26 protein-coding genes and 1 riboswitch are annotated in these 25542 nt (G+C 73.1%); of the genes, 13 read left to right on the top strand and 13 right to left on the bottom strand.

The annotated features are described in order from the left end of the window. Positions 1 to 124 precede the first annotated feature (124 nt). Both ABFY03_RS10800 and ABFY03_RS10795 read right to left on the bottom strand, forming a co-directional pair. Positions 125 to 778 (bottom strand): hypothetical protein, encoded by a 654-nt coding sequence (locus tag ABFY03_RS10800; RefSeq protein WP_319008082.1) that lies wholly within the window; start codon positions 776 to 778, stop codon positions 125 to 127. Further along, positions 771 to 1553 carry an alpha/beta hydrolase gene (locus ABFY03_RS10795; RefSeq protein WP_346169777.1) on the bottom strand — a complete coding sequence of 261 codons (783 nt, stop codon included), beginning with the start codon at positions 1551 to 1553 and terminating at the stop codon, positions 771 to 773. The genes ABFY03_RS10800 and ABFY03_RS10795 overlap by 8 nt, the downstream gene beginning before the upstream one ends. Between ABFY03_RS10795 and ABFY03_RS10790 the strand changes: the two genes are divergently transcribed. From ABFY03_RS10790 to ABFY03_RS10770, 5 genes are all read left to right on the top strand, one after another. Beyond that, positions 1485 to 1694: a hypothetical protein gene (locus ABFY03_RS10790; RefSeq protein WP_319008142.1), complete on the top strand. Its 210-nt coding sequence runs from the start codon at positions 1485 to 1487 to the stop codon at positions 1692 to 1694. The two genes, ABFY03_RS10795 and ABFY03_RS10790, sit on opposite strands and share 69 nt — an antisense overlap. 49 nt (positions 1695 to 1743) lie before the next feature. Further along, positions 1744 to 2475: a lysophospholipid acyltransferase family protein gene (locus ABFY03_RS10785; RefSeq protein WP_319008084.1), complete on the top strand. Its 732-nt coding sequence runs from the start codon at positions 1744 to 1746 to the stop codon at positions 2473 to 2475. 37 nt (positions 2476 to 2512) lie between these two features. Further along, complete coding sequence (macS, locus tag ABFY03_RS10780; RefSeq protein ID WP_319008085.1) at positions 2513 to 3742, top strand: MacS family sensor histidine kinase; 1230 nt, start codon at positions 2513 to 2515, stop codon at positions 3740 to 3742. Positions 3743 to 3783: 41 nt separating this feature from the next. Further along, on the top strand, positions 3784 to 4431 hold the full coding sequence (locus ABFY03_RS10775; protein WP_319008136.1) for a response regulator transcription factor: 648 nt from the start codon (positions 3784 to 3786) through the stop codon (positions 4429 to 4431). A 109-nt stretch (positions 4432 to 4540) separates the two neighbouring features. Beyond that, positions 4541 to 5542: a 2-hydroxyacid dehydrogenase gene (locus ABFY03_RS10770; protein WP_319008086.1), complete on the top strand. Its 1002-nt coding sequence runs from the start codon at positions 4541 to 4543 to the stop codon at positions 5540 to 5542. Positions 5543 to 5550: 8 nt separating this feature from the next. On the opposite strand, the gene ABFY03_RS10765 is transcribed toward ABFY03_RS10770, so the two are convergent. The 3 genes from ABFY03_RS10765 to ABFY03_RS10760 all read right to left on the bottom strand — a co-directional run bounded on the left by ABFY03_RS10765 (position 5551) and on the right by ABFY03_RS10760 (position 10441). Next, positions 5551 to 7425, bottom strand: a complete 1875-nt coding sequence (locus ABFY03_RS10765) for an anthranilate synthase family protein (protein ID WP_346169776.1) — start codon at positions 7423 to 7425, stop codon at positions 5551 to 5553. Between the two features lie 100 nt (positions 7426 to 7525). Beyond that, complete coding sequence (locus tag ABFY03_RS37910; protein WP_369293331.1) at positions 7526 to 7582, bottom strand: trp operon leader peptide; 57 nt, start codon at positions 7580 to 7582, stop codon at positions 7526 to 7528. 90 nt (positions 7583 to 7672) lie between these two features. After that, a complete protein-coding gene (locus ABFY03_RS10760; protein ID WP_346169775.1) occupies positions 7673 to 10441 on the bottom strand; it encodes an N-acetylmuramoyl-L-alanine amidase in 2769 nt (922 codons plus the stop codon). A gap of 228 nt (positions 10442 to 10669) precedes the next feature. Here ABFY03_RS10760 and ABFY03_RS10755 point away from each other — a divergent pair, with 228 nt between their 5' ends. Together ABFY03_RS10755 and ABFY03_RS10750 are read left to right on the top strand one after the other, a co-directional pair. Further along, the gene (locus tag ABFY03_RS10755; RefSeq protein ID WP_386723539.1) at positions 10670 to 12022 is read left to right on the top strand and encodes a class II 3-deoxy-7-phosphoheptulonate synthase; all 1353 of its coding nucleotides are present in this window, start codon (positions 10670 to 10672) and stop codon (positions 12020 to 12022) included. 122 nt (positions 12023 to 12144) lie between these two features. Then, positions 12145 to 12390, top strand: coding sequence for a (2Fe-2S)-binding protein (locus ABFY03_RS10750; RefSeq protein ID WP_319008089.1), 246 nt, complete (start codon positions 12145 to 12147; stop codon positions 12388 to 12390). Positions 12391 to 12406: 16 nt separating this feature from the next. On the opposite strand, the gene bfr is transcribed toward ABFY03_RS10750, so the two are convergent. After that, a complete protein-coding gene (bfr, locus tag ABFY03_RS10745) occupies positions 12407 to 12883 on the bottom strand; it encodes a bacterioferritin (protein WP_015032978.1) in 477 nt (158 codons plus the stop codon). 181 nt (positions 12884 to 13064) lie between these two features. On the opposite strand from bfr, the gene ABFY03_RS10740 reads away from it, so the two are divergent. Further along, positions 13065 to 13709: a sulfite oxidase-like oxidoreductase gene (locus tag ABFY03_RS10740; protein ID WP_319008090.1), complete on the top strand. Its 645-nt coding sequence runs from the start codon at positions 13065 to 13067 to the stop codon at positions 13707 to 13709. Between the two features lie 4 nt (positions 13710 to 13713). Here ABFY03_RS10740 and ABFY03_RS10735 read toward each other — a convergent pair whose 3' ends face one another. The 6 genes from ABFY03_RS10735 to thiO form a co-directional block, all read right to left on the bottom strand. Next, complete coding sequence (locus ABFY03_RS10735) at positions 13714 to 14259, bottom strand: DUF4396 domain-containing protein (RefSeq protein WP_346169774.1); 546 nt, start codon at positions 14257 to 14259, stop codon at positions 13714 to 13716. 73 nt (positions 14260 to 14332) lie between these two features. Further along, positions 14333 to 15184, bottom strand: coding sequence for a deoxyribonuclease IV (locus tag ABFY03_RS10730; protein WP_319008092.1), 852 nt, complete (start codon positions 15182 to 15184; stop codon positions 14333 to 14335). 7 nt (positions 15185 to 15191) lie between these two features. Beyond that, positions 15192 to 17111 carry a Stk1 family PASTA domain-containing Ser/Thr kinase gene (gene pknB, locus ABFY03_RS10725; protein ID WP_346169773.1) on the bottom strand — a complete coding sequence of 640 codons (1920 nt, stop codon included), beginning with the start codon at positions 17109 to 17111 and terminating at the stop codon, positions 15192 to 15194. Positions 17112 to 17210: 99 nt separating this feature from the next. Further along, complete coding sequence (locus ABFY03_RS10720; protein ID WP_319008094.1) at positions 17211 to 18005, bottom strand: thiazole synthase; 795 nt, start codon at positions 18003 to 18005, stop codon at positions 17211 to 17213. 5 nt (positions 18006 to 18010) lie between these two features. Next, positions 18011 to 18211: a sulfur carrier protein ThiS gene (gene thiS, locus ABFY03_RS10715; protein ID WP_319008095.1), complete on the bottom strand. Its 201-nt coding sequence runs from the start codon at positions 18209 to 18211 to the stop codon at positions 18011 to 18013. Further along, positions 18208 to 19392: a glycine oxidase ThiO gene (gene thiO / locus ABFY03_RS10710; protein ID WP_346169772.1), complete on the bottom strand. Its 1185-nt coding sequence runs from the start codon at positions 19390 to 19392 to the stop codon at positions 18208 to 18210. The genes thiS and thiO overlap by 4 nt, the downstream gene beginning before the upstream one ends. After that, positions 19390 to 19503, bottom strand: a riboswitch (TPP riboswitch). It overlaps the preceding gene by 3 nt. 84 nt (positions 19504 to 19587) lie before the next feature. Here thiO and ABFY03_RS10705 point away from each other — a divergent pair. The 5 genes from ABFY03_RS10705 (at position 19588) to ABFY03_RS10685 (ending at position 24112) form a co-directional block, all read left to right on the top strand. Further along, on the top strand, positions 19588 to 20811 hold the full coding sequence (locus ABFY03_RS10705; RefSeq protein ID WP_319008097.1) for an NAD(P)/FAD-dependent oxidoreductase: 1224 nt from the start codon (positions 19588 to 19590) through the stop codon (positions 20809 to 20811). Positions 20812 to 20949: 138 nt separating this feature from the next. Beyond that, on the top strand, positions 20950 to 21315 hold the full coding sequence (locus tag ABFY03_RS10700; protein ID WP_031007073.1) for an Rv2175c family DNA-binding protein: 366 nt from the start codon (positions 20950 to 20952) through the stop codon (positions 21313 to 21315). A 72-nt stretch (positions 21316 to 21387) separates the two neighbouring features. After that, entirely contained in the window at positions 21388 to 22041 is a 654-nt protein-coding gene (gene thiE / locus ABFY03_RS10695) for a thiamine phosphate synthase (RefSeq protein WP_346169771.1), read from the top strand. A gap of 210 nt (positions 22042 to 22251) precedes the next feature. After that, complete coding sequence (metF, locus tag ABFY03_RS10690) at positions 22252 to 23166, top strand: methylenetetrahydrofolate reductase [NAD(P)H] (RefSeq protein WP_319008098.1); 915 nt, start codon at positions 22252 to 22254, stop codon at positions 23164 to 23166. Between the two features lie 55 nt (positions 23167 to 23221). After that, the gene (locus ABFY03_RS10685; protein ID WP_346169770.1) at positions 23222 to 24112 is read left to right on the top strand and encodes a hypothetical protein; all 891 of its coding nucleotides are present in this window, start codon (positions 23222 to 23224) and stop codon (positions 24110 to 24112) included. Positions 24113 to 24131: 19 nt separating this feature from the next. Here ABFY03_RS10685 and ABFY03_RS10680 read toward each other — a convergent pair whose 3' ends face one another. Further along, positions 24132 to 25541 carry a phytoene desaturase family protein gene (locus tag ABFY03_RS10680; RefSeq protein WP_319008100.1) on the bottom strand — a complete coding sequence of 470 codons (1410 nt, stop codon included), beginning with the start codon at positions 25539 to 25541 and terminating at the stop codon, positions 24132 to 24134. Between the last annotated feature and the right edge of the window lies 1 nt (position 25542).

Raw genomic sequence — 25542 nt, 5'->3', positions numbered from 1 at the left:
TCCGCCGCAGCCGCCCGAAGCCCGGGAGGCGCCCCGGCGCCGAGCGGCGCGAGAGCGGCGTCGGGAGGATCAGCTCACCTCCCGGTGCCGGCGGCGATCCGCCTCCCGGCCCCGGCCCGAGCGGTCACACCACCGCGCCGCGGCCCGGGTCGTCGTAGCCGTCGTCGTCCTCGTCGTCGCCCTTCATGCGGGCCACCAGGGTCACGAAACCGCCCAGGAAGCCGCCGATGCACAGGGTGGTGAGCCACCAGGTCATGTCCCACTGGAGGAGGACGGCGACCAGCATCAGGACCGGGCCGCCGACCACGGCGAGCCAGGCGAACTTGGTCGTGGTGTCCGCCTCCGGCAGCGGCGGCGGCTCCGGCGGCACGAAGTGACCCTCGTCCGAGGCGCCCCCGGACTCCGGCTCCGCCAGGCTGTAGTCGCGCGGGCCGCCCGGGCGCACCCCGGGCGCGAAGACGACCGAGCTGCCGAGGGCCGGCTTCTCGTCGCCCTCGTCGCCCGAGTCGGGGCCCGGCTCCGGCTCCGGAGCGAGCGGCGACGGCGTCTCCCGCTTCGTCTTGTCCGGCTTCGGCACGTCGCCGCCCGAGGCCGCCCGGGCCTCACGGGCCTCCAGCTCCTCCGGGTCCGGCAGCCTCAGGTTCTCGATCGGCCGGAACGGCCGCGTCCCCGGCGGGTCCGCGGGCTCCTCGCCGTACCCGGCGACGATCGCGGCCCACGCCGCCTCCTCGTCGATGGGCTGCGGCTCCCGCTCGCCGCCGTCCTGCTGGTCAGCCACCGCTCCTGCTCCCCTTCCCGCCCACGAGTCCCGGGGCGAGACGCTCGACGAACGCCAGACTCTCCTCGAAGATCCTCTCCGCGTCATGGTCCAACGTCGCCACGTGGTAGCTCTGTTCCAGCAGGACCTCCTTCACGTCGGTGGAGGAGACCCGGCTGAGGATCCGGGCCGAGTCGGCCGGCGGCACCACGTGGTCCTGCGGGCTGTGCAGCAGCAGCAGCGGCTGCGTGACCTGCGGCAGCTCGCCGTCGACCAGCCGGAAGAAGCGCCGCAGCGAGTGCGCGGCGTGCAGCGGCACCCGGGTGTAGCCGACCTCGGTCATGCCCTCCTTCGCGATGTCGCTGGAGATGCCCTTCGTCGTCGGGACGAGGTGCCGCACGACCGGCAGCGCCTGCGCGGCGAGACCGTGCACCTTGTTCCCCGGGTTGACGAGGACGATGCCCCGGACCGCGTCCCCGTGCCGCGCGGCGAGCCGCAGGGTCAGCGCCCCGCCCATGGAGAGACCGAAGACGAAGACGGTCGAGCAGCGGGCGGTCAGCTCGCGCAGCGCCCGGTCCACCTCCGCGTACCAGTCGTGCCAGGTGGTGAGCTGCATGTCCTGCCAGCGGGTGCCGTGGCCGGGCAGCAGGGGCACCGACACCGTCAGGCCGCGGTCCGCGAGGTACTCGGCCCACGGACGCATCGACTGCGGGGAACCGGTGAATCCGTGACAGAGAAGGACGCCGACCTCTCCGCCCTCATGGCGGTACGGCTCGGCTCCGGGAAGGACCGGCACCGGGGTCTCCTGTTCGGTTGCGGCTCCGGCCCGTCGGGGGCGCCGGAGGCGTACGGCGGTGGGGGAAGGACCTTCACGGTACGCGACCGGACCGACACCCGACCAGGGCCGCAGCGGGGGCGGCACGCCGGTACGGGATAAAGTCGTCACGACGGCACACGGAAGGCATGGCGAGTTGATCTACGGCGCGATGAAGTTCTCCATCGGAGGCTCCCTGAAGCTGGCCTTCCGGCCCTGGGTGGAGGGCTTGGAGAACATTCCCGCCGAGGGTCCCGCGATCCTCGCCAGCAACCACCTGTCCTTCTCGGACTCCTTCTTCCTGCCCGCGGTGCTCGACCGCAAGGTCACCTTCATCGCCAAGGCCGAGTACTTCACCACGCCCGGCGTGAAGGGCCGGCTGACCGCCGCCTTCTTCAAGGGCGTCGGCCAGCTCCCGGTGGACCGCTCCGGCGCCCGCGGCGCAGGCGAGGCGGCCATCAAGGCCGGCATCGAGGTCATCGAGGGCGGCGGCCTCTTCGGCATCTACCCCGAGGGCACCCGCTCGCCCGACGGCCGCCTCTACCGCGGCAAGCCCGGCGGCCTCGCCCGGGTCGCGCTGGCCACCGGCGCCCCGGTGATCCCCGTCGCCATGATCGACACCGAGAAGATCCAGCCGCCCGGCAAGATCGTCCCGAAGCTGATGCGCCCCGGGATCCGGATCGGCAAGCCGCTGGACTTCTCCCGCTACCACGGCATGGACGGCGACCGCTTCATCCTGCGCTCGGTGACCGACGAGGTCATGTACGAGATCATGAAGCTCTCCGGGCAGGAGTACGTGGACATCTACGCGACGGCCGCGAAGCGGCAGATCGCGGAGGCCGAGAAGGCCGCCAAGGAGGCCGTGAAGGCGGAGATCGCCGCACGGGAAGAGTCCGGCGCCTGACGCTCCCGTCCGGGGGCGCCTGCGGGGGGTGGGGGAGATGGCCAAGCGCGAGCGTGTCGTGCGCATGTCGGTCGAGCAGCCGTTGTGGCGGGCGCTGACCGGATACCGCGTCCTGACGATGGTCTACGCGGTACTGATCTTCGTCACCGGCCGGGACGCCTACGAGCGGCCCTGGATCGCCGTCGGCTATCTGGCGGTGCTCTGCGTCTGGACCCTCGCCACCCTCCCCAGGGTGGCGAACGCGGCCAGCTGCACCAAGCGGTTCCTCACCGCCGACCTGACCGTCGCCCTCACCGGCATCCTCCTCACCCCGCTCGCCGACGCCCACGCCCAGTCCGTCGACGGGCCCACGCTGCCGACGATATGGACCGCCGGCTCCGTCCTCGCCTACGCCATCAAGGGCGGCTGGCGCTGGGCCGGCCTCGCCTCCTCCCTCGTCGCCGTCGCCAACATCATCGAGCGCGGCCACCCCACCCGGGACACCGTCCACAACGTGATCCTGGTCTGGGTGGCCTCCATCGCCATCGGCTACGTCGTCGAGGTCGCCCGCGCCTCCGAGCGCACCCTCGCCCGCGCCCTGGAGATCGAGGCCGCCACCCGGGAGCGCGAGCGGCTCGCCCGCGACATCCACGACAGCGTCCTCCAGGTCCTCGCCATGGTGCAGCGGCGCGGCACCGCGCTCGGCGGGGAGGCCGCCGAGCTGGGCCGGATGGCCGGCGAGCAGGAGGTCGCCCTGCGCACCCTGGTCGCCGGCGGCCTCACCCGCACCAGCCACGTCTCCGAGGACGAGTCCGAGGGGGCGGTGGTCCGGGTCGTCGAGGTCGACGACGAGCCCGACGACGGCACCCCCGTCGACCTGCGCACCCTGCTCGCCCCGCGGGCCGGTGCCCGGGTCACCCTCTCCGACCCCGGCGTGCCCGTCCCGCTGCCCTCCTCCGCCGCACGGGAGCTGGCCGCCGCCGTCGGCGCCGCCCTGGACAATGTGCGGGTGCACGCGGGCGCGGACGCGCGCGCGTGGATCCTGGTCGAGGACTGGGACGACGAGGTCATCGTCACCGTCCGGGACGACGGGCCCGGCATCCCGGAGGGGCGGCTCTCCGAGGCGGAGGGCGAGGGCCGGATGGGCGTCGCCCTCTCGATCCGGGGGCGGCTGCGCGATCTGGGCGGCACGGCCGAGCTGATCTCGGTCCCCGGCCAGGGCACCGAAGTCGAACTGAAGGTCCCGCGACCGGCGCGGGGCGCACGGGGGAAGGCAGGAGAGCAGTGAACGAGGTCCAGAACCAGGCGGAGCAGCGGCCGATCAGGGTGATGGTCGTCGACGACCACCCCATGTGGCGGGACGCCGTCGCCCGCGACCTGGCCGAGGCCGGCTTCGACGTGACCGCCACCGCCGGCGACGGCGAGCAGGCCGTCCGCCGCGCCCCGGCCGCCGCCCCCGACGTCCTCGTCCTGGACCTGAACCTGCCGGCCAAGCCGGGCGTCCAGGTCTGCAAGGAACTCGTCGGCACGCTGCCCGGGCTGCGGGTCCTGGTCCTCTCCGCGAGCGGCGAGCACGCCGACGTCCTGGAGGCCGTGAAGTCCGGCGCCACCGGCTACCTGCTGAAGTCGGCCAGCACCGAGGAGCTGATCGACGCGGTCCGCCGCACCGCCGCCGGCGACCCGGTCTTCACCCCGGGCCTGGCCGGCCTGGTCCTCGGCGAGTACCGCCGCCTCGCCTCCGAGCCCGCCCCCGCCGCGGGCGCCGGCGAGCCCGAGGCGCCGCGCCTCACCGACCGCGAGACCGAGGTGCTGCGGCTCGTCGCCAAGGGCCTCAGCTACAAGCAGATCGCCGAGCGGCTGGTCATCTCGCACCGGACCGTGCAGAACCACGTCCAGAACACCCTGGGCAAGCTCCAGCTGCACAACCGCGTCGAGCTGGTCCGGTACGCGATCGAGCGCGGGCTCGACGAGGGCTGACCGGCCGCGCGCCGGGCGGACGGAGAGCGGACGCCGGGACGGAGCCGTATATTCGGGCGCGTATGCGGCTCTTTGGCGCTCTCTGGCGCTCTCTGGCGGGAGGACTGGCGTGGAGATCCTGGCGTTCGGCGTGCAGGCGGACGAGAAGCCGATGATCGAGCGGGCCTTCGCCGGCCACCACGACGTCCGCTGCCTCGACGTCTTCCTCACCGAGGACACCGCCCCCATCGCGGCCGGCTACGAGATCATCTCCACCAGCGTCAACGCCATCCTCGACCACCGGGTCCTGCAGACCCTCGCTGCCGGCGGCACCCAGATGATCGCCCAGCGCTCCACCGGCTTCAACAACATCGACCTGGAGGTCGCCGAGCGTCTCGGCCTCACCGTGGCCCGGGTCTCGTCCTACTCGCCGTACTCCGTCGCCGAGTTCGCCTGGACGCTCGCCCTGGCCGTCAACCGGCGGATCGTCCGCGCCTCCAACCGCACCCGGGACTTCGACTTCCGCCTCGACGGGCTGATGGGCCGCGACCTGCGCGGCCGCACGGCCGGCGTCGTCGGCACCGGCAAGATCGGCGAGGCGTTCGCCCGGATCGCCCACGGCTTCGGCATGCGGCTCCTCGGCTGGGACGTCGTCGAGAACCCCGCCTGCGCCGAACTGGGCATGGAGTACGTGGACAAGGACCGGCTGCTCGCCGAGGCCGACCTCGTCAGCCTCCACGTACCGCTGCTGCCCGCCACCCACCACCTCCTCGACGCCGCCGCCCTCAAGGCCATGAAGGACGACGCGATCCTGGTCAACTCCAGCCGCGGCGGCCTGGTCGACACCGAGGCCCTCGTCACCGAACTCCGCGCCGGCCGCTTCGCCGGCGTCGGCCTCGACGTCTACGAGGCCGAGGCAGGCCTCTTCTTCCTCGACAAGTCCCTCGCGGGCATCGAGGACGACACCCTGGCCCGCCTGGTGACCTTCCCCCACGTCGTGGTGACCAGCCACCAGGCGTACTACACCGAGGACGCGGTCGGCCAGATCATCGACACCACGGTCCAGAACGTCCTCGACTACACCGCCGGCCGGCGCGGCGAGAACGTCCTGGTCCCGAGGGCCGCCGCCTAGGACACTTCCTAGACCAGCACGCCGGCCAGCAGCGAGGCCGTCACCGCCGCGCCCTCCAGCGTCAGCACCGACTCCGGGTGGAACTGCACGCCCGCGAAGCCCGGCCCGCGCAGCGCGTGCACCTCGTCCGTCGCCGTGTCCCGGCTCACCTCGATCCGGTGCAGCGCCAGCTCCGTCGCCTCCCGCTCGTCACAGCGCGCCGTGAAGCTGTTGTAGAAGCCGACCGTGCGCTCCTGACCGAACAGGTCGATCCGGACCTGGGCGCCCTGGAACGGGGTCCGCTTGCGCACGATGTCCAGGCCCAGCTCCGCCGCGATCAGCTCGTGCCCGAGGCACACGCCGAGCAGCCCGTGCCGGTGGCCGCGCAGCAGCTCGGCGGTGAGCCCGCGCAGGAACCGCATCTTCGGGTCGGCCGCGTCCGTCGGATCGCCCGGCCCGGGGCCCAGCACCACGGGCCCCTCATGGGCGAGCACCAGCTCCCGCAGCCCCGGCTCGTCGTACCGCAGCACCGACACCTCCAGGCCCGAGGAACGCAGCAGGTGCGCCAGCATCGCGGTGAAGGTGTCCTCCGCGTCGACCACCAGCGCGTGGCCGGAGAGCTCCGCGGACCGGGTCTGCATCCGCAGCCAGAACGGCGCCAGATCCGCCCGCCGGGCGTCCAGCGCCGCCCGCACCCGCGGATCGTCCGCCAGCCGCGGCCGGGCGGGGGAGTCGCCCGCCGGGCGCCCGTCCCGCACCCCGAGCGCCGCCAGCACCGCCGCCGCCTTCGCGTGGGTCTCGGCGACCTCGCCCGCCGGGTCCGAGTGCCGCACCAGGGTCGCCCCCACCGGCACCCGCAGCCGCCCGTCGGCGGTGATGTCGGCGGTCCGGATGAGGATGGGGGAGTCCAGCGTCTGCGCCCCGTTCTCGTCCGTGCCGAGCAGCGCCAGCGCCCCCGCGTAGTAGCCGCGCCCGCCGGCCTCGTGACGCTCGATCACCCGGCAGGCGTTCTGCACCGGCGAGCCCGTCACGGTCGCCGCGAACATCGTCTCCCGCAGCACCTCCCGCACGTCCAGCGAGGACCGCCCGCGCAGCTCGTACTCGGTGTGCGCGAGGTGCGCCATCTCCTTCAGCCGCGGCCCGATCACCACCCCGCCCATGTCGCCGACCGTGCACATCATCTTCAGCTCCTCGTCGACCACCATGGAGAGCTCCTCGGTCTCCTTGCGGTCGGCGAGGAAGCCGAGCAGCCCCTCGGCGGTCGGCGCGGCCCCGTCCGGGTACCGGTACGTGCCGCTGATCGGGTTCATGACGACGGTCCCGCCCGCCATCCGCACGTGCACCTCGGGGCTGGCACCGACCAGGCACCGCTTCCCGGTGTGGACCACGAAGGTCCAGTACGCGCCCCGCTCGCCGGCGAGCAGCCGCCGGAAGAGCGCGAGCGCGTCGGCCCGCCCGAAGCCGGGGATCTCACCGGTGTACGTCCGCCGGATGACGAAGTTGGCGCCCTCGCCGGCCCCGATCTCGTCCTCGATCACCCGCCGCACGGTCCCCGCGTACTCCTCGTCGGAGACGTCGAACGCCCCGCCGGTGACCTCGACCCGGTGGGCGGGCAGCGCGTCGAGCACCTCGCCGAGCGGCAGCTCGTACGCCTCCTCGGCGACCAGCACGGAGAGCGGGGTGCCGTCGTCCCGCACGTCGAAGCCCCGCTCCCGGATCTGCCGGAACGGCACCAGCGCGAGCGCCGGCCGCTCGCCCACCGGCAGCTCGGCCAGCCGCTCCGCCTCGTGGACGGCGCCGACCAGCACCTCGACGGTGTCGTGGTCACGGCCGGGGGTGCGGCGGCGCAGCAGCGCGAAGGGCGGTGCGGAGTCGTCGAGGAGACGGGAGAGGTCGAAGTCCATGGGTGTTCCTTCCGGTCGGAGTACGGAGAGGAACGGCCTCGCGGGTACGAGAAAGGCCGCCCCTCGGGCGGCCTTCGCGTGGTCTTCGGAGTACGCGCAGTCAGTGGGCCGCCGGAGGGACGGTCCACCACCAGTTCTGGGTCGTCAGCGCGTACATGCGAGCACTGTAACCCAGCGGGAGACGGGAACGGGGCCCGTTCCGCACCGCGGACGGTACGGAACGGGCCCCGCGCGGGGTGCGACCCGATCAGACGATCAGGTCGTAGATCCCCCAGCCACCGCCAACCGAGACGCGCGGGGCGTACGGGTTCGGGTAGCTGTTGGTGTTCTTGTAGAACCAGAGGTTGCCGGTCGTGTCGCGGGCGATCAGGTCCGGCTTGCCGTCCTTGTCGAGGTCGCTCGGGCCGACCATGACGTTGTAGACGCCCCAGCCGCCGCCGACCTTGGCCCGGGTGGCGTACGGGTTCGGCGAACCGCCCGTGTTCTTGTACAGCCACAGGTAGCCGGTCGTGTCGCGGGCGATCAGGTCCGGCCGGCCGTCACCGGTCATGTCGCCGGTGCTGATGAGCTCGTTGTAGACGTTCCAGCCGCCGCCGACCTTCACGCGGGTCGCGAAGGGGTTCGGGGTGGCGCCGGTGTTCGTGTACAGCCACAGCACGCCGGACGCGTCCCGGGCGATCAGGTCGGGCCGGCCGTCGCCGTTCATGTCCCGGGCGCCGAGGAGCTTGTTGTAGACGCCCCAGCCGCCGCCGACCTTCAGCCGGGTGGCGAAGGGCTTGGACGGGTTGCCGGTGGCCTTGTAGTACCAGAGCACGCCGTCCTTGTCCCGGGCGACGATGTCCCCGGTCCCGTCGGCCCGCAGCGCGGTCATCGGCGTGATCGCGTTGTACACGCCCCACCCGCTGCCGACCCGGTACCGCGTCAGGAACGGCGCGGTCCCGGACCCGGTGCCCTGGTACTGCCAGAGGACGCCGGACTTGTCGCGGGCGATGACGTTGTAGCGGTCGGTGGTGGCGACGGGCGCGGCGCCGGGCGCCTCGACGATGTCGCTCTGCTTCACCCACACGATCTTGTGGTGGAAGCGGATCGGCACGAACATCGTGGAGCCGATGACGTTCTTCTGGGCGGAGCCGAACCAGTCGTCGCCCTTCACCGCGGGACCGGCCTTGACATAGGCCTCCTGGCCCGCGTCGAAGGCGTACGCATCCTGGAACTTCGTGAGGTAGGCGTTCTCGTCACCGGGGGCGGCGAGGCCGGCCGCGGTGTAGGCGGCGGTCTCCGGGAAGGCGCGGCCGTAGATCTTGGCCGTGGCCAGGCCGGACTTGACCTTCACCGTGGTGGCGTTCACCGGCACGGTGTACTGGCCGCCGGGGTTGTAGAACCAGGCCTTCTGACCCGCGTACCAGATCGCCGTCCAGTTGGGACGGACGTCGGCGACGACGTACAGGCCGCCCGCGCGGACCTTGTTGGCATAGTTCGAGCCCTGGGTCGCCAGCGCCGAGAAGTACGGGTCCTTGAGGGCCGCGGCGCTCGTCGACGAGTCGCTGTAGAGGTAGCCGAAGTTGACGGGGCGGACAGAGGCCGTCTTGTTCGTCTTGGTGACGTCGTCGAAGTACGTCATCGCCGTCTGGTTCGCCGTGGTGAACGGAGGCACCACGCGGACCGTCTGCCCGGCGCGGAGCAGACCGCCCGCACCCTGGTCGCCCTGCGGGGCGCCGAGCAGGGACATGTAGTAGTTCCAGTCCCAGTACGGGCCCGCGTCCCAGTGCAGGTTGCCGGTCTTGTTGTCGAGCGACAGCGCGACCTCGTCGTGACCGATGATGTGTTCGCGATCGATGGGGACGTTGTACTTCGTGGCCAGGTGCTTCACCAGCTCGGCGGAGGTGCGGTAGAGCTGCGGGTCGAACCAGTAGCCCTCCTTGATGGCCCAGCCCTCGTGCTCCACGCCGATGGAGTGCATGTTGTGGGTCCAGTTGCCCGCGTGCCAGGCCAGGTCCTTGTTCTCCACCATCTGGGCGATCTTGTCGCCCGCCTGGCTCACCATGTAGTGGGCGCTGGCGCCGCCGGTGGGGGTGGTGAGGACCCGGAGGGACCCGTCCCAGGGACCCTCGGTGTCGTGGATGACGATCTGCCGGATGTCCACGCCCGAGGCGGGGCGGCTCGCCGTCGTGTAGTTCTTCTGACCCGTGGAGGTCGGCACGATGAACTTCGCCAGACAGTTCACGGTCGTCGGGCAGTCCACGGTGGCCGCCGTGGTGCTCGCGAAAGTGGCGGCCAGCGGAACGTTCGACGGCTTGACCGGGTCGACCGACGGGTCCGCGGGCAGGCTGACCTGCTCGCCGTCGAGGGTGGTCGCCCGTTCGCCCGTCTCGATCGACTCGAAGACGCGCTTCGCGAAGACGTCCGCGCCCTTCCGTTCGGAGGATTCGCTGTAGCGGGCCACCGCCGGGTACCAGTCGCCCGGCTCCTCGGACAGCTCGGCACCTGCCTGCTTCTGGTACTCGGCGAGCAGTGCGGCGCCGGCCCGGATGGAGGCGGCGGTGTCGTTCTGGACGGCCGTCGTGGAGGCGCCGATCAGCTCTGCGGCCTTGTCCAGGGTGTGGAGCTTCGGATCGTCGGTGTCGACCACCGACTTCTCCAGGGCACGACGGACCGCCTCCGGGTCGAACTTCTTCTCGATCTCCGGGCGGCCGCTGCCGTTGAAGTGCCGGATCTGCTCGTCGGTGATCTCGACCTCGACGTCCTCCGGGTCGACCTTGGTCAGCCCCATGACGTTGTAGCTGCCCGTGGTGCTGGGAGCGCCGTCGTGCGACTCCCAGAGCGACTTCTGGTACGACACCGCCATCAGCACGCTCTGCGGCACGTCGAACTCCGCCGCCGCCGACGCGAACTGTTCCTGGAGGGTGGCCGTGGAGCCGGGCTTCGGGTCGTCGGCCGTGCCGAGGAGGCCCGGCGAGGCGACCGCGATGGTGCCGATGGTGGCCGTGGCGACGACCGCGGCCGCCGCTCCGTACAAGAGTCGTTTCTTCTTGCGATCCCTGCGGTGCCTCTGGGTCACACCCACCCCTGTGTCGTCGCTATGTATGTGTGGCTCAGCCCCCGAGCCGGTTTGCTCGTTTGCTGAAACGGGCCTGAGGGTAACATCACTCGATGGCGTGAAGATCCCGTCCAGGTGTCACGGGCGCGCGTCTCAGTCACTGGGCAGGGGACAGGACCGGACGAAGAACCCCGTAGTGTTGTCCGCGTGACCGTGAACGCTGAATCCCACGCCGTCGCCAAGGCGACCTGGCGAGACCTGCCCGCGGCGCAGCAGCCCGAGTACCCCGATGCCGAGGCTCTGCGCGATGTGATCGCGGACCTCGAGTCGTATCCTCCGCTCGTCTTCGCCGGCGAGTGCGACCAGCTGCGCGCCCGGATGGGAGCCGTCGCCCGTGGCGAGGCGTTCCTGCTCCAGGGCGGCGACTGCGCCGAGGCGTTCGACGCGGTGTCGGCCGACCACATCCGGGCCAAGCTGAAGACGCTGCTCCAGATGAGCGCCGTCCTGACGTACGCGGCCTCCGTGCCCGTCGTGAAGGTCGGCCGGATCGCCGGGCAGTACTCCAAGCCCCGCTCCAAGGGCACCGAGACCCGTGACGGTGTGACGCTCCCCACGTACCGGGGCGACTCCGTCAACGGCTTCGACTTCAACGAGAAGGCCCGCGTCCCGGACCCCGAGCGCCTGAAGCGGATGTACCACGCCTCCGCCTCCACGCTCAACCTGGTCCGCGCCTTCACCACCGGTGGTTACGCCGACCTGCGCCAGGTGCACGCCTGGAACCAGGACTTCGTGAGGTCGTCCCCGTCCGGCCAGCGCTACGAGGCGCTCGCCCGCGAGATCGACAACGCGCTGAACTTCATGAAGGCGTGCGGCACCGACCCGGCCGAGTTCAAGGCCGTCGAGTTCTACGCCTCGCACGAGGCGCTGCTGCTCGACTACGAGGGCGCCCTGACCCGTACGGACTCGCGCACCGGCAAGCTGTACGACACCTCCGGCCACATGGTCTGGATCGGTGAGCGCACTCGCCAGCTGGACCACGCGCACATCGAGTTCGCCTCGAAGATCGCGAACCCGATCGGCATCAAGCTGGGCCCGACGACCACCGCGGAGGAGGCGCTGCAGTACATCGAGCGCCTCGACCCGGACCGCGAGCCGGGCCGGCTGACCTTCATCGTCCGCATGGGCGCCGACAAGGTCCGGGACCGCCTGCCGGAGCTGGTCGAGAAGGTCACCGCCTCGGGCGCCACCGTCGCCTGGGTGACCGACCCGATGCACGGCAACACCTTCGAGGCGGCCTCGGGCCACAAGACCCGCCGCTTCGACGACGTGCTCGACGAGGTCAAGGGCTTCTTCGAGGTCCACAAGGCGCTGGGCACCCACCCGGGCGGCATCCACGTCGAGCTCACCGGTGACGACGTCACGGAGTGCGTGGGCGGCGGCGACGAGATCTTCGTCGACGACCTGCACCAGCGCTACGAGACGGCCTGCGACCCGCGCCTCAACCGGAGCCAGTCGCTCGACCTCGCGTTCCTCGTGGCGGAGATGTACCGCGATCAGTAAGTAGGTACCTACGACGATGGGGCGCGGATCCTTGTGATCCGCGCCCCATCGTCGTATCGAAGGCTTTTACGCCCCCCACCCGCCGGGTAAGGTTAGGTTAGCCTAATCGATCTCGGCGGGAGGTGAACCGCGTGTACGTCTGCTCATGCTTCGGTGTCACGGAGAAGCAGGTCAAGGAGCACGCGGAGGCCGGCGCCTGCACGCCCCGCCAGATCGCCTCCGCCAGCAAGGCGGGCACGGACTGCGGTTCGTGCGTACGGCACATCCAGGCGCTCCTCGGGCGGGGGAACTGCCCGCGCCGCGAGCTCCTGAACCAGGGCATGCCCGCCCTCGAGGCGGAGACGGGCGACCTGTCCGAGGCCGCGTAGCCCGGCCCGGCCGGCGCTAGCTCGGCTGCTCGATGAGCGTCGAGATGTAGAGCGCCTCGCCCAGCGACTCGATCAGCTCCAGCTGGGTGTCCAGGTAGTCGATGTGGTGCTCCTCGTCCGCGAGGATCTCCTCGAAGAGGTTGGCCGAGGTGATGTCGCCCTTGGCGCGCATGACCTCGATGCCCCGCTTGAGGCGGTCGATCGCCTCGACCTCGACCTGGCGGTCCGCCTGGAACATCTCGGTGATGGTCTGGCCGACGCGCACGTGGAAGAGCCGCTGGTAGTTGGGCAGGCCGTCGAGCATCAGGATGCGCTCGGTCAGCTTGTCCGCGTGCTTCATCTCGTCGATGGACTCTTCGCGGGTGTACTTCGCGAGCTTCGTCCAGCCCTTGTTGTCCTGGATGCGGTAGTGCAGCCAGTACTGGTTGATGGCCGTCAGCTCGCCGGTCAGCTGCTCGTTCAGAAACTCCAGGACCTCGGGGTCGCCCTGCATCGCTCCAGGTTCCTTCCATCACGGGACGTGTCCGGCCCCTCACAGGGCGGGATGGCCGCATCCTCGCACTCCGAATGGGGGGCGTCCAGTAAGTGCAGGCTTAGTAGGAGTTGCCCGAATGGGTGCGTCCGGGTGGGTGGCTGGTCATGACCACCCCTCGCGGTCTGTCACCATGGATGACATGGGTCAGCCGGACAGCGGAGTACACCGGGAAGCGGGGATGCCGGACATTTCGCCCGAGCTGCCGCCGGGGCAGCGGCTCCAGCGCGGCTGGCCGGTCACCCACTACGGGCCGGTGCCGAAGTTCAAGCCCGAGCGCTGGGAGTTCCGGGTCTTCGGGGCGACCGCCGACGGCGAGAAGCGCTGCTGGAACCACGAGGAGTTCTCGGCCCTGCCGTTCTCCACCGTGGTGGCCGATCTGCACTGCGTGACGAAGTTCAGCATGCTCGGGGCCGAATGGGGCGGCGTCACCGCCCGGACGGTCCTGGAGCTCGCGCCGCCGGCGCCGCACGTCACGCACGTGATGGTCTGGGCCGAGTACGGCTACAGCGCCAACATGCGGCTCTCCGACTTCGCCGACGAGCGCACGATCTTCGCCACCCACAAGGACGGCGAGCTGCTCACCGCCGAGCACGGCTTCCCGCTGCGGCTCGTCGTGCCGCACCTGTACGCCTGGAAGGGCCCGAAGTGGGTCCGAGGCGTGGAGTACATGACCGCCGACCGCCGGGGCTTCTGGGAGGAGCGCGGCTACCACAACGTCGGCGACCCGTGGACCGAGCAGCGCTACTCCTACCAGGAGGAACCGGGCGACGGCCCGGAGCTCTGACCCGTCAGTGGTGGTACCGGTGCACCACCGCGTGCCCCTTGCCGCGCCCGATCATCCACTTGTTGACCGGCGTGGTGACCAGGAAGGCGACGAGGAACGCGAACGCCAGGGCGCCCCAGAAGAGCGCGTCCGACAGATGGGCGTCCATGGCGCCCGGGACCACCAGCAGGACGGCGTTGTCCACGATCTCCATCACGGTGATGGAGATCGTGTCGGCGGCGAGCGCGACGCCGACGGCGGCCTTCAGGGTCAGGCCGGCCCGCTTCACGGCCCACAGCGTGAGCGAGTAGCCGAAGAAGAACGCCAGGACGATCGCCAGCACCATGGTGGGGGCGTTGCCCCAGCCCAGCGCGGTGCCGATGATCATGCCGAGGACCTCGCCGATGGCGCAGCCGGTGAGGCAGTGCAGCGTGGCCTTCACGGCCATGCCCCAGGAGGCCGCGCCCCCGCCGTGGTCCGCGTGGCCCGCATGGTCCGCGTGGCCGCCATGAGCCGTGTGGCCCGTGTGGCCCGTGTGGCCCGTGGGGTGGTCGTGCGTCTCGTGCTCCATGGGGGTGCCCCCAACCTCGGGTAGCGGTCGACCTGCTTCTCGTCAGGAGACCGTATACCCCCTCGGGGTACTTCTAGTCGCGCAGCTTCTTGAGCAGCTCGATGTCGGCGACGTGGCCTTCCCTGCCGCCCGGGGTCTCGATGACCAGCGGCACCCCGTCGGTGGCCGGATGGCGCAGGAGCTGCCGGAAAGCCTCCTCGCCGATGTGACCGACGCCGATGTTGGCGTGCCGGTCCTTGTGCGCGCCGACGACGTCCTTGGAGTCGTTGGCATGGATCAGCCGCAGCCGGCCCTCGCCGACCGTGGCGACCAGCTCGTCCAGGGTCCGCACCGCCCCGCCCGGCTCCGCCAGGTCGTGGCCGGCCGCGAAGACGTGGCAGGTGTCGAGGCAGATCCCCAGCTTGGGGTGGTGGTCGAGCGCGTCGAAGTACGGGCCGAAGTCCTCCGCCCTGGAGCAGAGCGAGAAGCCCTGCCCGGCCGTGGACTCCAGGAGCAGGTACGGGTCGTCCTCGTGGGTCAGCTCGTCGAGGAGCGGCCGCATCCGCTCGCGTACCTGCGCCAGCGCCTCCTCGCGGGGGCGGCCGCCGGTCGCCGAGCCGGTGTGCACGACCACGCCCTTGGCGCCGATCTCCCGGCCGCGCCGCAGCGAGTGGCGCAGCGACTCCACCGACCTCTCGACGGTGGCCTCCGTGTGGGAGCCGAAGTTGATCAGGTACGGGGCGTGCACCCAGGCCGACAGGGACTCCGCCGCGCACTCCTCCCGGAACCGCTCGTCCTGGGCGGGGTTGCCGGTGGGGGTGGCCCAGCCGCGCGGGTTGGCGACGAAGACCTGGACGGTCTCGGCGCCGAGCTCGCGGGCGTAGCCGAGGCCGGTCGTGGCGAGTCCGCCGGCCACGGGGACGTGGCCGCCGACGGGGTTGCGCATGGGTGTCTCAGATTCCCTTGATGGTGATGGCGACGGTGGAGCCCTCGGGGGCGGTCTCGCCGCCCTCGACGGACTGGCCCGAGACCTCGTCGCCGAGGAAGGGGAAGCTCTTCTCGACCTTCACCTCGAAGCCGGCGGCCTCCAGTTCCTCGCGGGCCTCGTCGGTCGTCATGCCGACGACGTCCGGGACCTCGACCTGGCGCGGGCCCTTGGAGACGGTCAGGGTGATCGCGTCGCCCTTCGCGGCCCGGCTGCCCTCGGCGAGGGACTGGGCGGCGACCGCGCCGGCGTCCTCGGGGGAGTGGACCCGCTCCGGGGCGACGGACACCTTGAGCCCGGCGTCCTGGAGGAGGGCGGTGGCGTCGGCGACGGTCTCGCCGGTCACGTCCGGGACGTCGACGGGGGCGCCCTTGCTGACCACCAGCGCGACGGCCGAGTCCGGGGCGCGCTCGGTGCCCGGCTCCGGGTCCGAGGAGATCACCGCGCCCTGGGTGACGGTCGTGCTGAACTCGCTGGTGACGACGCCGGGCGCGAGGCCCTGCTCGGTGAGGGTCCGCTTGGCCTCGTCGAGCGGCTTGTTCCGCAGGTTGGGCACCTTCACGATCTCCGGGCCCCGGGAGAGGGTGAGGGTGACGGTGGCGTGGCTGCGGACCCGCTCGCCGGGCGCCGGGTCGACGCCCATCACGGTGCCGCGCTCGTACACGTCGCTGAAGGCGCGCTTCGTCGTGCCCAGCTCCAGGCCGGCGTCGGCGAGCCGCTTCGCCGCCACCTCCTCGGTCTGGCCGAGGACGGCGGGGACGCGGGTGAACTGGCCGGCGTTGATGTACCAGACGCCGGCACCGAGGCCCAGCGCGAGCAGCACGCCGACGACGATCAGGAGCGGGCCGTTCGGGGGCCGGCGGAGGCCGCGGCGCGGGCCGGCCGGCGGAGGCTCGGGGGTGGCGAGCCGGCTGGTGTGCTGCACCGGCTGCGGGTCGGCCGCCTCGGCCGCCGGGACGGCGCGGGCGATCACGCTGGTGCGGTCCTCGCCGGTGTCCCGCTGCTCGGCCTTGGCCCGCGGCGGGAGCGCGTCCAGCTGGGCGTCGGTGAGCGCGGCCCGCGCCTCCCGGACCAGGGCCAGCAGCGCCACCGCGTCGTGCGGGCGGACGTCGGGGTTGCGGGCGGTCGCGGCGGCGACCAGCTCGTCGAGTTCCAGCGGCAGCCCCGGCACGGCGGCGGACGGGGCCGGCACGTCGGTGTTCAGGTGCTGGTAGAGGACCTGGGCGGGGGTGTCGCCGGCGTGCGGCTTGGCGCCCGTCAGCATCTCGTACAGGACGACACCGCAGGCGTACACGTCGGCGCGGGTGTCGGCGGTGCCGTGCTCGATCTGCTCGGGGGCGAGGTACGAGACGGTGCCGAGGACCGCGCCGGTGGTGGCGGTCGCCGAGCCGACCGAGCGGACCAGCCCGAAGTCGGCGACCTTGACCCGGCCGTCGTCCCCTATCAGCACGTTCTCCGGCTTCATGTCCCGGTGCACGAACCCGGCCCGGTGCGCGGCGCCGAGCGCGGCGAGCACCGGCTCCAGGATGTCCAGGGCGGCGCGGGGCTGGAGGGCGCCGCGCTCGCGGAGCACGTCGCGCAGGGTGCAGCCGGAGACGTACTCCATCGCCAGGTAGACGTACGCGCCCTCGGCGCCCTGGTCGAAGACGGCGACCACGTTCGGGTGCGCGAGGCGGGCGACGGACTTCGCCTCGCGGATGAACCGCTCGACGAAGACGGCGTCGGCCGCCAGGGCGGGGTGCATCACCTTGAGCGCGAGGACGCGGTCGAGGCGGGTGTCGACGGCCCGGTAGACCGTGGCCATCCCGCCGACGGCGATGCGCGCGTCGACGCGGTAGCGGCCGTCGAGCAGCCGCCCGACGAGGGGGTCCTGAAGGGTCGTGTCCACGGCGTCGAGTCTACGAGCCGGTACGCGCTCCCCCCGCCCCACGGGCCCCGACCGCAGCACGCTTGTGACGTACCCCGCGCTCCCCGCCCCGGCCCGGGGTCAGAACGCGGGGCGTTCCGGGTCCAGCCGGGCGCGGCCCTCCACGGGGGACGACGCCTCCGCGAAGTGACGGCGGGGGATCCGGCCCGCGCGGCGGGCCAGCCGGCCGGCCTCGACCGCGTGCCGCATCGCGGAGGCCATCAGGACCGGCTCCTGCGCGCGGGTCACCGCCGAGGCGAGCATCACCGCCGCGCAGCCCAGCTCCATCGCGAGCGCCGCGTCCGAGGCGGTGCCCGCGCCGGCGTCGAGGATCACCGGGACGCCGGCCCGCTCCACGATCAGCTCGAAGTTGTGCGGGTTGCGGATGCCGAGGCCCGAGCCGATGGGGGAGCCGAGCGGCATGATCGCCGCGCAGCCCACGTCCTCCAGCTTCCGGGCCAGCACCGGGTCGTCGTTGGTGTACGGCAGGACGGTGAAGCCGTCGTCCACCAGCGTCTCCGCGGCGTCGAGGAGCTCCACGCCGTCCGGGAGGAGGGTCCGCTCGTCGGCGACCACCTCCAGCTTGATCCAGTCCGTGCCGAGGGCCTCCCGGGCCAGCCGGGCGGTGAGGACGGCCTCGCCCGCCGTGTAGCAGCCGGCCGTGTTCGGCAGCACGCGGATGCCGAGCCGGTCCAGGACGGAGAGGACCGAGCCCTGCACGGTCGGGTCGAGGCGGCGCATGGCGACCGTGGTGAGCTCGGTGCCGCTGGCCACCAGGGAGCGCTCCAGGACGTCCAGGCTGGGCGCGCCGCCGGTGCCCATGATGAGCCGGGAGGAGAACTCCGTACCGCCGAGGACGAACACGTCGTCGGACATCGCGCTCAGCCCCCCTGCACCGCGGTCAGGACCTCGACCCGGTCGCCGTCGACGAGCAGCGTCGTCGCCCACTCGCCGCGCGGCACCACCGCCTCGTTGACGGCGGCGGCCACCCCGGCGGGGGCGGTGGTGAGGGTGGCGACCAGAGAGGCCAGGGAGACGGGGGCGGCGAGCGCGCGCGGCTCGCCGTTCACGGACACGTTCATGCGGGCTGCTCCTGACGTACGGGGAGAGCGGTCGGGAAACGGCGGGGGGAGAAGGGGCGCGCCTCCTCGGGGAGGACGCCGGTGGCGAGCGCCTCCGCCATGACGTCGCCGGTGACGGGGGTGAGGAGGACCCCGTTGCGGTAGTGGCCGGTGGCCAGGTGGAGGCCCGGGAGGGCGCTCGGCCCGAGCAGCGGCGCGTTGTCGGGGGAGCCGGGGCGCAGCCCGGCCAGGGTCTCGGTGAGCGGCAGCTCGGTGAGGCCGGGGACGAGCTCGTGGGCGTCGCGGAGCAGCTCGTACACCCCGCCGGCGGTCACCGTGGTGTCCCAGCCCAGCTCCTCGCTGGTGGCGCCGACGACCAGCTCGCCGTTCTCGCGCGGCACCAGGTAGACGTGGCTGCCGCGGACCACGGCCCGGACGGTGCGGGAGAGGAAGGGGGCGTACGGGGCGGGGATCCGCAGCCGCAGGACCTGGCCCTTCACCGGGCGGACCGGCGGCAGGACCGCCTCGGGCACGCCGGCGAGCCGGCCGCTGAGGCTGCCCGCCGCGAGGACGGTCTGCCCGGCGGACAGCTCGGTGCCGTCACCGAGGACGACCCCGCGGGCCCGGTCGCGGACCACCGTGAGCCGGTCCGCGAGCGCCCGGTGGAAGACCACCCCGGCCCGCTCGCAGGCGGTGAGCAGCGCGGCGGCCAGCCGGCGCGGGTCCACCTGGTGGTCGCCGTCCACCCGGAGCCCGCCGCGCACCCCCGGCGCCAGCAGGGGTTCCAGCCGGCGGCACTCGCGGCCGCTCAGCCACTCGGAGGCCAGTCCGCAGCGGGTCTGGAGGGCGTGGAGCTCGCGCAGGTGGGCCCGGTCGTCGGCGTCGAGGGCGACGGCGAGGGTGCCGCAGGCGCGGTAGCCCACGTCGAGACCGGTGGCCTCCTCCAGCTCCGCCACGAAGGCGGGGTAGCGGGCGGCGGAGGCGAGGTTGAGCGCCAGCAGGGTCTCCTCGCCGTAGTGCAGTTCGGTGACGGCGGCGAGCATGCCGGCCGCGACCCGCGCGGCGCCGCCGCCGGGCTCGGGGTCGACGAGCGCGACGCCCAGCCCGCGCCGGGCCGCCCGCCACGCCGTGACCAGGCCGATGATGCCGCCGCCGACCACGAGGACGTCGGTGGCGCGTTCGATGCTGTCGGAAGAACGCATGGGCGTTCCCGCCCCTCCCTTCGCCGGCATGACCCGGATCAGGTTCGTACGGTCGGAGGCCGGCCAGCCTCCCTCTCAGCCCGGTGCGTCCGGGCTCCCGCGAGTGGTGTCGTGCCCGCCACCCTAGCCCCCGACGGCGGAGCGCCACAGGGGACCTCTCTTTCTGACGTATCGTCAGGTGCGTAAGGTGGACGGGTGAGCGAGCAGAAGCAGACCCAGCGGCACGTCGTGATCGTCGGCGCGGGCATGGCGGGCGTGCAGACCGCCGTCGCCCTGCGCGAACAGGGCTTCGAGGGCCCCGTCACCCTCATCGGCGCCGAACCCCACCAGCCCTACGACCGGCCCCCGCTCTCCAAGGCCGTCCTCCTCGGCAAGGCCGAGCACTCCGCCTTCGACGTCGACTTCGAGTCCCTCGGCGTCGACCTCCGCCTCGGCCTCGACGTCACCGGGCTGCGCCCCGCCGACCGCGAGCTCGTCACCGAGGCCGGCCGCTTCCCGTACGACGTCCTCGTCCTCGCCACCGGCGCCCACCCCCTCACCCTCCCCGGCACCGAGGGCGTCCCCGGCGTCCACCTGCTCCGCACCCTCGACGACGCCGTCCGCCTCGGCCCGGTCCTCGCCGGCGGCGGCCCGGTCGTCGTGGTCGGCGCCGGCTGGATCGGCGCCGAGTTCGCCACCGCCGCCCGCGAGGCCGGGTGCGCCGTCACCGTCGTCGAGGCCGCCCCGCTGCCGCTCGCCGGCGCCCTGCCCGACGAGGTCACCACCGCCATGGCCGGCTGGTACGCCGAGAGCGGCGCGGAACTCCTCACGCACGCGCGCGTGGAGACCGTCCGGCCCGGCGCCGTCGTCCTCGCCGACGGCCGCGAACTGCCCGCCGACGCCGTCGTCGTCGGCATCGGCGCCCGCCCCGCCACCGGCTGGCTCGCCGGCTCCGGCATCGCCCTCGACCCGAGCGGAGCCGTCACCGCCGACGACCGGCTGCGCACCTCCCTGCCCGACGTGTACGCGGTCGGCGACTGCGCCTCCTTCCCCTCCGCGCGCTACGGCGAGCGGCTCCTCGTCCACCACTGGGACAACGCGCTCCAGGGCCCCCGCACGGTCGCCGCCGACATCACCGGCGCCGACGGCGCCGAGCCGGCCCCGTACGACCCCGTCCCGTACTTCTGGTCCGAGCAGTTCGGCCGCTTCGTCCAGTACGCCGGCCACCACGCCGGCGCCGACACCCTCGTCCGGCGCGGGGACGCGTCCGGCGGCTCCTGGTCGGTGCTCTGGCTGCGCGAGGGCGTGCCGGTCGCGCTCCTGGCCGTCGGCCGGCCCCGCGACCTCGCCCAGGGCCGCAAGCTCATCGAGGCGGGCACCCCCGTCGACCCGGCGCGCGCCGCCGACCCGGCCGTGCCGCTGAAGTCCGCCGCCTGGTGAGGCCCGCCGCCCGGTGAGGTCCGCCGTCCGGTGAGGCCCGCTGTCCGGTGAGGTCCGCCGTCCTGGCGACAACCCGGACGGAGGCCGTCGCGGCGGGCCCGACTACCGGCTGTCGGTCCCGGATGGCAGGCTTGTCCCGTGACCGAGATTGACGCAAACATCGATGCTCTCGTCCCCGCCTGGCTCTACCTCCCCGACATCGCCGAGATGCTCGACGTCGAGGTGACGCGGGTCCGGCAGCTGGTGAAGGAGGGTCAGCTGATCGCCGTGCGCCGCGGGGAGAACAACGCGCTCCAGGTGCCCGCCGCCTTCATCCAGGGCGACAAGGTCGTCAAGGGCCTCGCCGGCACCCTGACGCTCCTGCGGGACGACGGCTTCTCCGACGAGGAGATGCTGGAGTGGCTCTTCACCGCGGACCCGACCCTGCCCGGCACCCCCGCGCAGGCCCTCGGCGAGAATCGCGGCACGGAGGTGAAGCGCCGCGCCCAGGCGCTCGCCCTCTGACGCACCGGACCACCACCGCCGGCGCCGCGGCCCTCGCCGCGGCGCCGGCACCACCCGACGGGGGGAACCACCATGCCCACGCCTCGTGAGCGGCTCGCCGACGCCCGGCTCTACCTGTGCACCGACGCCCGGAAGCGCCAGGGCGACCTGCCCGCCTTCCTCGACGCCGTGCTCTCCTCCGGGGTCGACGTCGTCCAGCTCCGCGACAAGGGCATGGAGGCCGCCGAGGAGCTGGAGCACCTCGCCGTCCTCGCCGACGCCTGCCGCCGGCACGGCAAGCTCCTCGCCGTGAACGACCGGGCCGACGTCGCCCACGCCATCGGCTCCGACGTCCTCCACCTCGGCCAGGGCGACCTGCCCGTCCCCGCCGCCCGCGCCGTCCTCGGCGACGAGGTGCTGATCGGCCGCTCCTGCCACGCCGAGTCCGAGGTGGCCGCGGCCGCCGCCGAGCCCGGCGTCGACTACTTCTGCACCGGCCCCTGCTGGCCCACCCCCACCAAGCCCGGGCGGTACGCCCCCGGCCTCGGCCTGGTGCGGTACGCGGCCGGACTCGCCCAGGACCGCCCCTGGTTCGCCATCGGCGGCATCGACGCGGACAACCTGGACGAGGTGCTGGACGCGGGCGCCCGCCGGATCGTCGTCGTCCGCGCGATCACCGAGGCCGACGACCCGGCCGAGGCCGCGGCCTCCCTCGCGAAGCGCGTCCGCGAGCGGGCCGGCGCCTGACGGCGGCGGCGAGGGGCCGGCGACGGCCCGGTGCCGCGCCCGCTCCGTACCGGTGCCGCGGCCACCTCGTACCGGCGCCGCCCCCGTCCCGTACCGGCGACGCCCCCGTCCTGTACCCCCGCCGCACCCGTGTCGCACCGGTGTCCGAAAAGGTGTCCAGTCCTCGGACGCGGTTTCCGCGCCTGCCTGGACCCCGTCTAACCTGCCCGTATGGCCCTTGGAACCGCTTCCGTCCGTACGGACCGAGCCCGCACGGTCCGCGAGATCCTCGCCTCCGGCACGTCGTACTCCTTCGAGTTCTACGCGCCGCGGACGGCGAAGGGCGAGCAGGTCCTCTGGAACGCCATGCGCCGCGTCGAGGCCGTGGGCCCCAGCTTCGTCTCCGTGACCTACGGTGCCGGCGGCACCACCCGCGGCGGCACCGTCAAGGCGACCCAGAAGATCGCCTCGGACACCACCCTCACCCCGGTCGCCCACCTCACCGCCGTCGACCACTCGGTCGCCGAGCTGCGGAACGTCCTCGGCCAGTACGCCGACGCCGGCATCCGCAACATGCTCGCTCTGCGCGGCGACCCGCCGGGCGACCCGCTGGGCGACTGGGTCGAGCACCCCGAGGGCGTCCGGTACGCCGCCGACCTGGTCCGGCTCATCAAGGAGTCCGGCGACTTCTGCGTCGGCGTCGCGGCCTTCCCCGAGATGCACCCCCGTTCCGCCGACTGGGACACCGACATCCGGCACTTCGTCGACAAGTGCCGGGCCGGCGCCGACTACGCGATCACCCAGATGTTCTTCGACCCGGAGAACTACCTGCGGCTCCGCGACAGCGTCGAGAAGGCCGGGTGCGAGACCCCGATCATCCCCGAGGTCATGCCCGTCGTGACCGCGAAGACCCTCGACCGGCTGCCCCAGCTCAGCAACGCCGTCTTCCCCGCCGATGTGAAAGAACGCATCCTCTCGGTCAAGGACGACGCCGCCGCTGTACGCTCCATCGGTATCGAGTTCGCGACGGAGTTCTGCGCGCGCCTGCTGGACGAGGGCGTCCCCGGACTGCACTTCATCACGCTCAACAGCTCCACCGCGACACTCGAGATCTACGAGAATCTCGGACTGCACCAGCAGTCCTGACCGGTCGTACCCGCCCCTGACCCGCGGCGGTGGCCGTAGAGAGGGGCGGCGGGGCATGGGGTGGACGGTCCTCTACATCGCGTTCGGCCTGGTGGCGCTCTGGCTGCTGGGCGAGGTGCTCCTCCAGTACAAGGCGCGGCTGCGGTGGCGGATCCTCGCCTTCTGCGGCTTCCTCGGCGTGGTCGCCGGCGTGCTGCTGCCCTCGGTCGCGGTGATCATCGCCGGCGCGGTCGCCTTCGCCGTCGGCCAGACCTTCGTGACCCTCTCCTTCCGCCGCGGCTTCTCCACCGGCTGGGCGCTCGGCGGCAACCCCGGCGCCAGCCGCCGCCGCAAGGCGGGCCCCGCCGCCGACGCCGGCCCCACCCTGGAGGTCTCCGGCCTCTCGTACGAGGACCCCGCCGCGGCCCACGCCCCCGGCCCCGACGCCGAGGAGCTGCACGCCGGCGGTGAGCCGGCCTCCGTCTACGAGCCGCAGCCGATGCCGGAGGACACCGGCCAGTACGGCGTCTACGGCGGCGGGCAGCACGACCAGGCCCCGCAGACCCCCGCGTACGGCGGCTACGAGACCGGCGGCTACGACCCGGCGGCCTACGGCACGGCGACCTATGACACCGCGGGCTACGGCGCCGGCGGCTACGCGCCCGCCGACGGCGGCACGCCCGCGTACGACACCTACGCCGCCGGCTACGAGCAGCAGCAGCCGGCCTACGACTACGGCGCCACCGGCGGTCAGCAGCAGTACGCCGCCTACTCCGACCCGTACATCGGCCCCGGCACCGACGGCCAGCAGTACACCTCGTACTACGGCGACCCCTACGCCCCCTCGTACAGCTACGACACCCCGCCCGGCGGCGTCTGGGTCCCGCAGCAGCGCGACACCGACGAGCCGCCGGCGCCGTACGGCCAGGGCCAGCACCCCGACGAGCAGTCCCAGTACCGCTACTGACCGGACGGCGCGGAGCGGCTCACCGCGAGCCGCGGAACTCCGCGCCCTCCACGATCAGCCCGGCCACCAGCGCGCCCGACATGCCCGCGTGGGCGAGCCCGCCGCCCGGGTGCGACCAGCCGCCGGCGAGGAAGAGGCCGGGGACGGGGGAGAGGTTGGGCGCCGGCAGCCAGCCCCCGTCGGCGTCCGCCAGCGCGGGCCCCGGGACCTCGGCCGACCCCGTCGCCCCCCGTACGTCCTCCGGGGTGCGGACGTGCCGCCACAGCAGCCGGTCGGCGAGCCCCGGCACGGCCCGCTCGGCCGCCTCGACCATCCGGTCGGCGAAGGGCTCCCAGTCGGTCCCCGGGGAGGTGCGCACGGTCGCCGTGACCGTCACCGACTCGTGGTCGCCGTCCGGGCGCAGCTCCGGATCGTCCGGCCGCAGCACGGTCACGGTCGGCCGCCCGCCCTCCGCGTGCACCACGGTCCGGTGGACCGCCCCCGCTTCCCGCGAGCCGCGCAGGGCGAGACAGACCGTCACCCGGCTCGTCCCGCCCCCCGGGTGCCGACGCGCCGGCCGACCGTGGGGAAGCGCCGGCACCGGGGCCCCGGACACCACGTGGTCGGCCTCGACGGTCCCGCCACCGGACAGCCGGACCCCCACCGCGCGACCGTCCTCCTCCAGGACGCCCTCCACCTCCGCGCCGAACACGAACTCCACCCGCCGCTCCCGGCAGCGCTCGTACACCGCGTCCGCGAGCGCCCGCATGCCGCCGGCCACGTACCAGCTGCCGAAGGTCTGCTCCATGTACGGCAGGACGGCGGCGGACGCCGGGGCGGCGGAGGCCGGGAAGCCGTACGCCTCCGCGTACGAGTCGAGGAGCGCGACCAGCCGGGGGTCCCGCAGCTCCCGCTCGCCGACCTGGGCGAGCGTCCGCGTCGGGCGGCGCAGCAGCCCCGGCTTGAGCGCCGGGTACGGCTCCTGGGCGAGCGCCTTCGGATCGGCGGGCTGCGGCTCCTCCAGGAGCGGGCGGCGGGTGCGGTCCCACGCCTCGCGGGCCCGCACCAGGAAGTCGCCCCAGCGCTCGCCCGCGCCCGCGCCGAGCGCCGCGTCCAGGGCGGCGAGCGTGCCGGCCCGGGAGGCGTTCGGCAGGTCCACGCGCGTGCCGTCGGCGAACACGTGCCGGGCGGCCGGATCCACCTGGCTCAGCCCGACGCACTCCTCCAGCGGCTTCTTCCCCGTCTTCACGAACAGGTCGCGGTAGACCGCCGGCAGGTGCAGCAGCCCGGGACCGGTGTCGAAGGCGAAGCCGTCCCGCTCGAAGCGGCCCACCGCCCCGCCGTACGTCGACGTCCGCTCGTACACCGTCACCGCGTGTCCGGCGATCGCCAGCCGCGCCGCCGCCGCCATGGCGCCGAGACCCGCGCCGATCACCACAATCCGTCCCATG

Source organism: Streptomyces roseofulvus (genome assembly GCF_039534915.1).
GTDB classification, from domain to species: Bacteria; Actinomycetota; Actinomycetes; order Streptomycetales; family Streptomycetaceae; genus Streptomyces; species Streptomyces roseofulvus.
This window is presented reverse-complemented; position numbering and strand designations above follow the sequence as displayed.

What these genes read in the sequence shown, in the direction of transcription:
- ABFY03_RS10785 (WP_319008084.1), top strand. Translation starts at nt 1,744, where the DNA reads ATGAAGTTCTCCATCGGAGGCTCCCTGAAGCTGGCCTTCCGGCCCTGG.
- macS (WP_319008085.1), top strand. Translation starts at nt 2,513, where the DNA reads ATGGCCAAGCGCGAGCGTGTCGTGCGCATGTCGGTCGAGCAGCCGTTG.
- ABFY03_RS10775 (WP_319008136.1), top strand. Translation starts at nt 3,784, where the DNA reads ATGGTCGTCGACGACCACCCCATGTGGCGGGACGCCGTCGCCCGCGAC.
- ABFY03_RS10765 (WP_346169776.1), bottom strand. Translation starts at nt 7,425, where the DNA reads ATGGACTTCGACCTCTCCCGTCTCCTCGACGACTCCGCACCGCCCTTC.
- bfr (WP_015032978.1), bottom strand. Translation starts at nt 12,883, where the DNA reads ATGCAGGGCGACCCCGAGGTCCTGGAGTTTCTGAACGAGCAGCTGACC.
- ABFY03_RS10740 (WP_319008090.1), top strand. Translation starts at nt 13,065, where the DNA reads ATGGGTCAGCCGGACAGCGGAGTACACCGGGAAGCGGGGATGCCGGAC.
- ABFY03_RS10735 (WP_346169774.1), bottom strand. Translation starts at nt 14,259, where the DNA reads ATGGAGCACGAGACGCACGACCACCCCACGGGCCACACGGGCCACACG.
- ABFY03_RS10730 (WP_319008092.1), bottom strand. Translation starts at nt 15,184, where the DNA reads ATGCGCAACCCCGTCGGCGGCCACGTCCCCGTGGCCGGCGGACTCGCC.
- ABFY03_RS10720 (WP_319008094.1), bottom strand. Translation starts at nt 18,005, where the DNA reads ATGTCCGACGACGTGTTCGTCCTCGGCGGTACGGAGTTCTCCTCCCGG.
- thiS (WP_319008095.1), bottom strand. Translation starts at nt 18,211, where the DNA reads ATGAACGTGTCCGTGAACGGCGAGCCGCGCGCGCTCGCCGCCCCCGTC.
- thiO (WP_346169772.1), bottom strand. Translation starts at nt 19,392, where the DNA reads ATGCGTTCTTCCGACAGCATCGAACGCGCCACCGACGTCCTCGTGGTC.
- thiE (WP_346169771.1), top strand. Translation starts at nt 21,388, where the DNA reads ATGCCCACGCCTCGTGAGCGGCTCGCCGACGCCCGGCTCTACCTGTGC.
- metF (WP_319008098.1), top strand. Translation starts at nt 22,252, where the DNA reads ATGGCCCTTGGAACCGCTTCCGTCCGTACGGACCGAGCCCGCACGGTC.
- ABFY03_RS10685 (WP_346169770.1), top strand. Translation starts at nt 23,222, where the DNA reads ATGGGGTGGACGGTCCTCTACATCGCGTTCGGCCTGGTGGCGCTCTGG.
- ABFY03_RS10680 (WP_319008100.1), bottom strand. Translation starts at nt 25,541, where the DNA reads ATGGGACGGATTGTGGTGATCGGCGCGGGTCTCGGCGCCATGGCGGCG.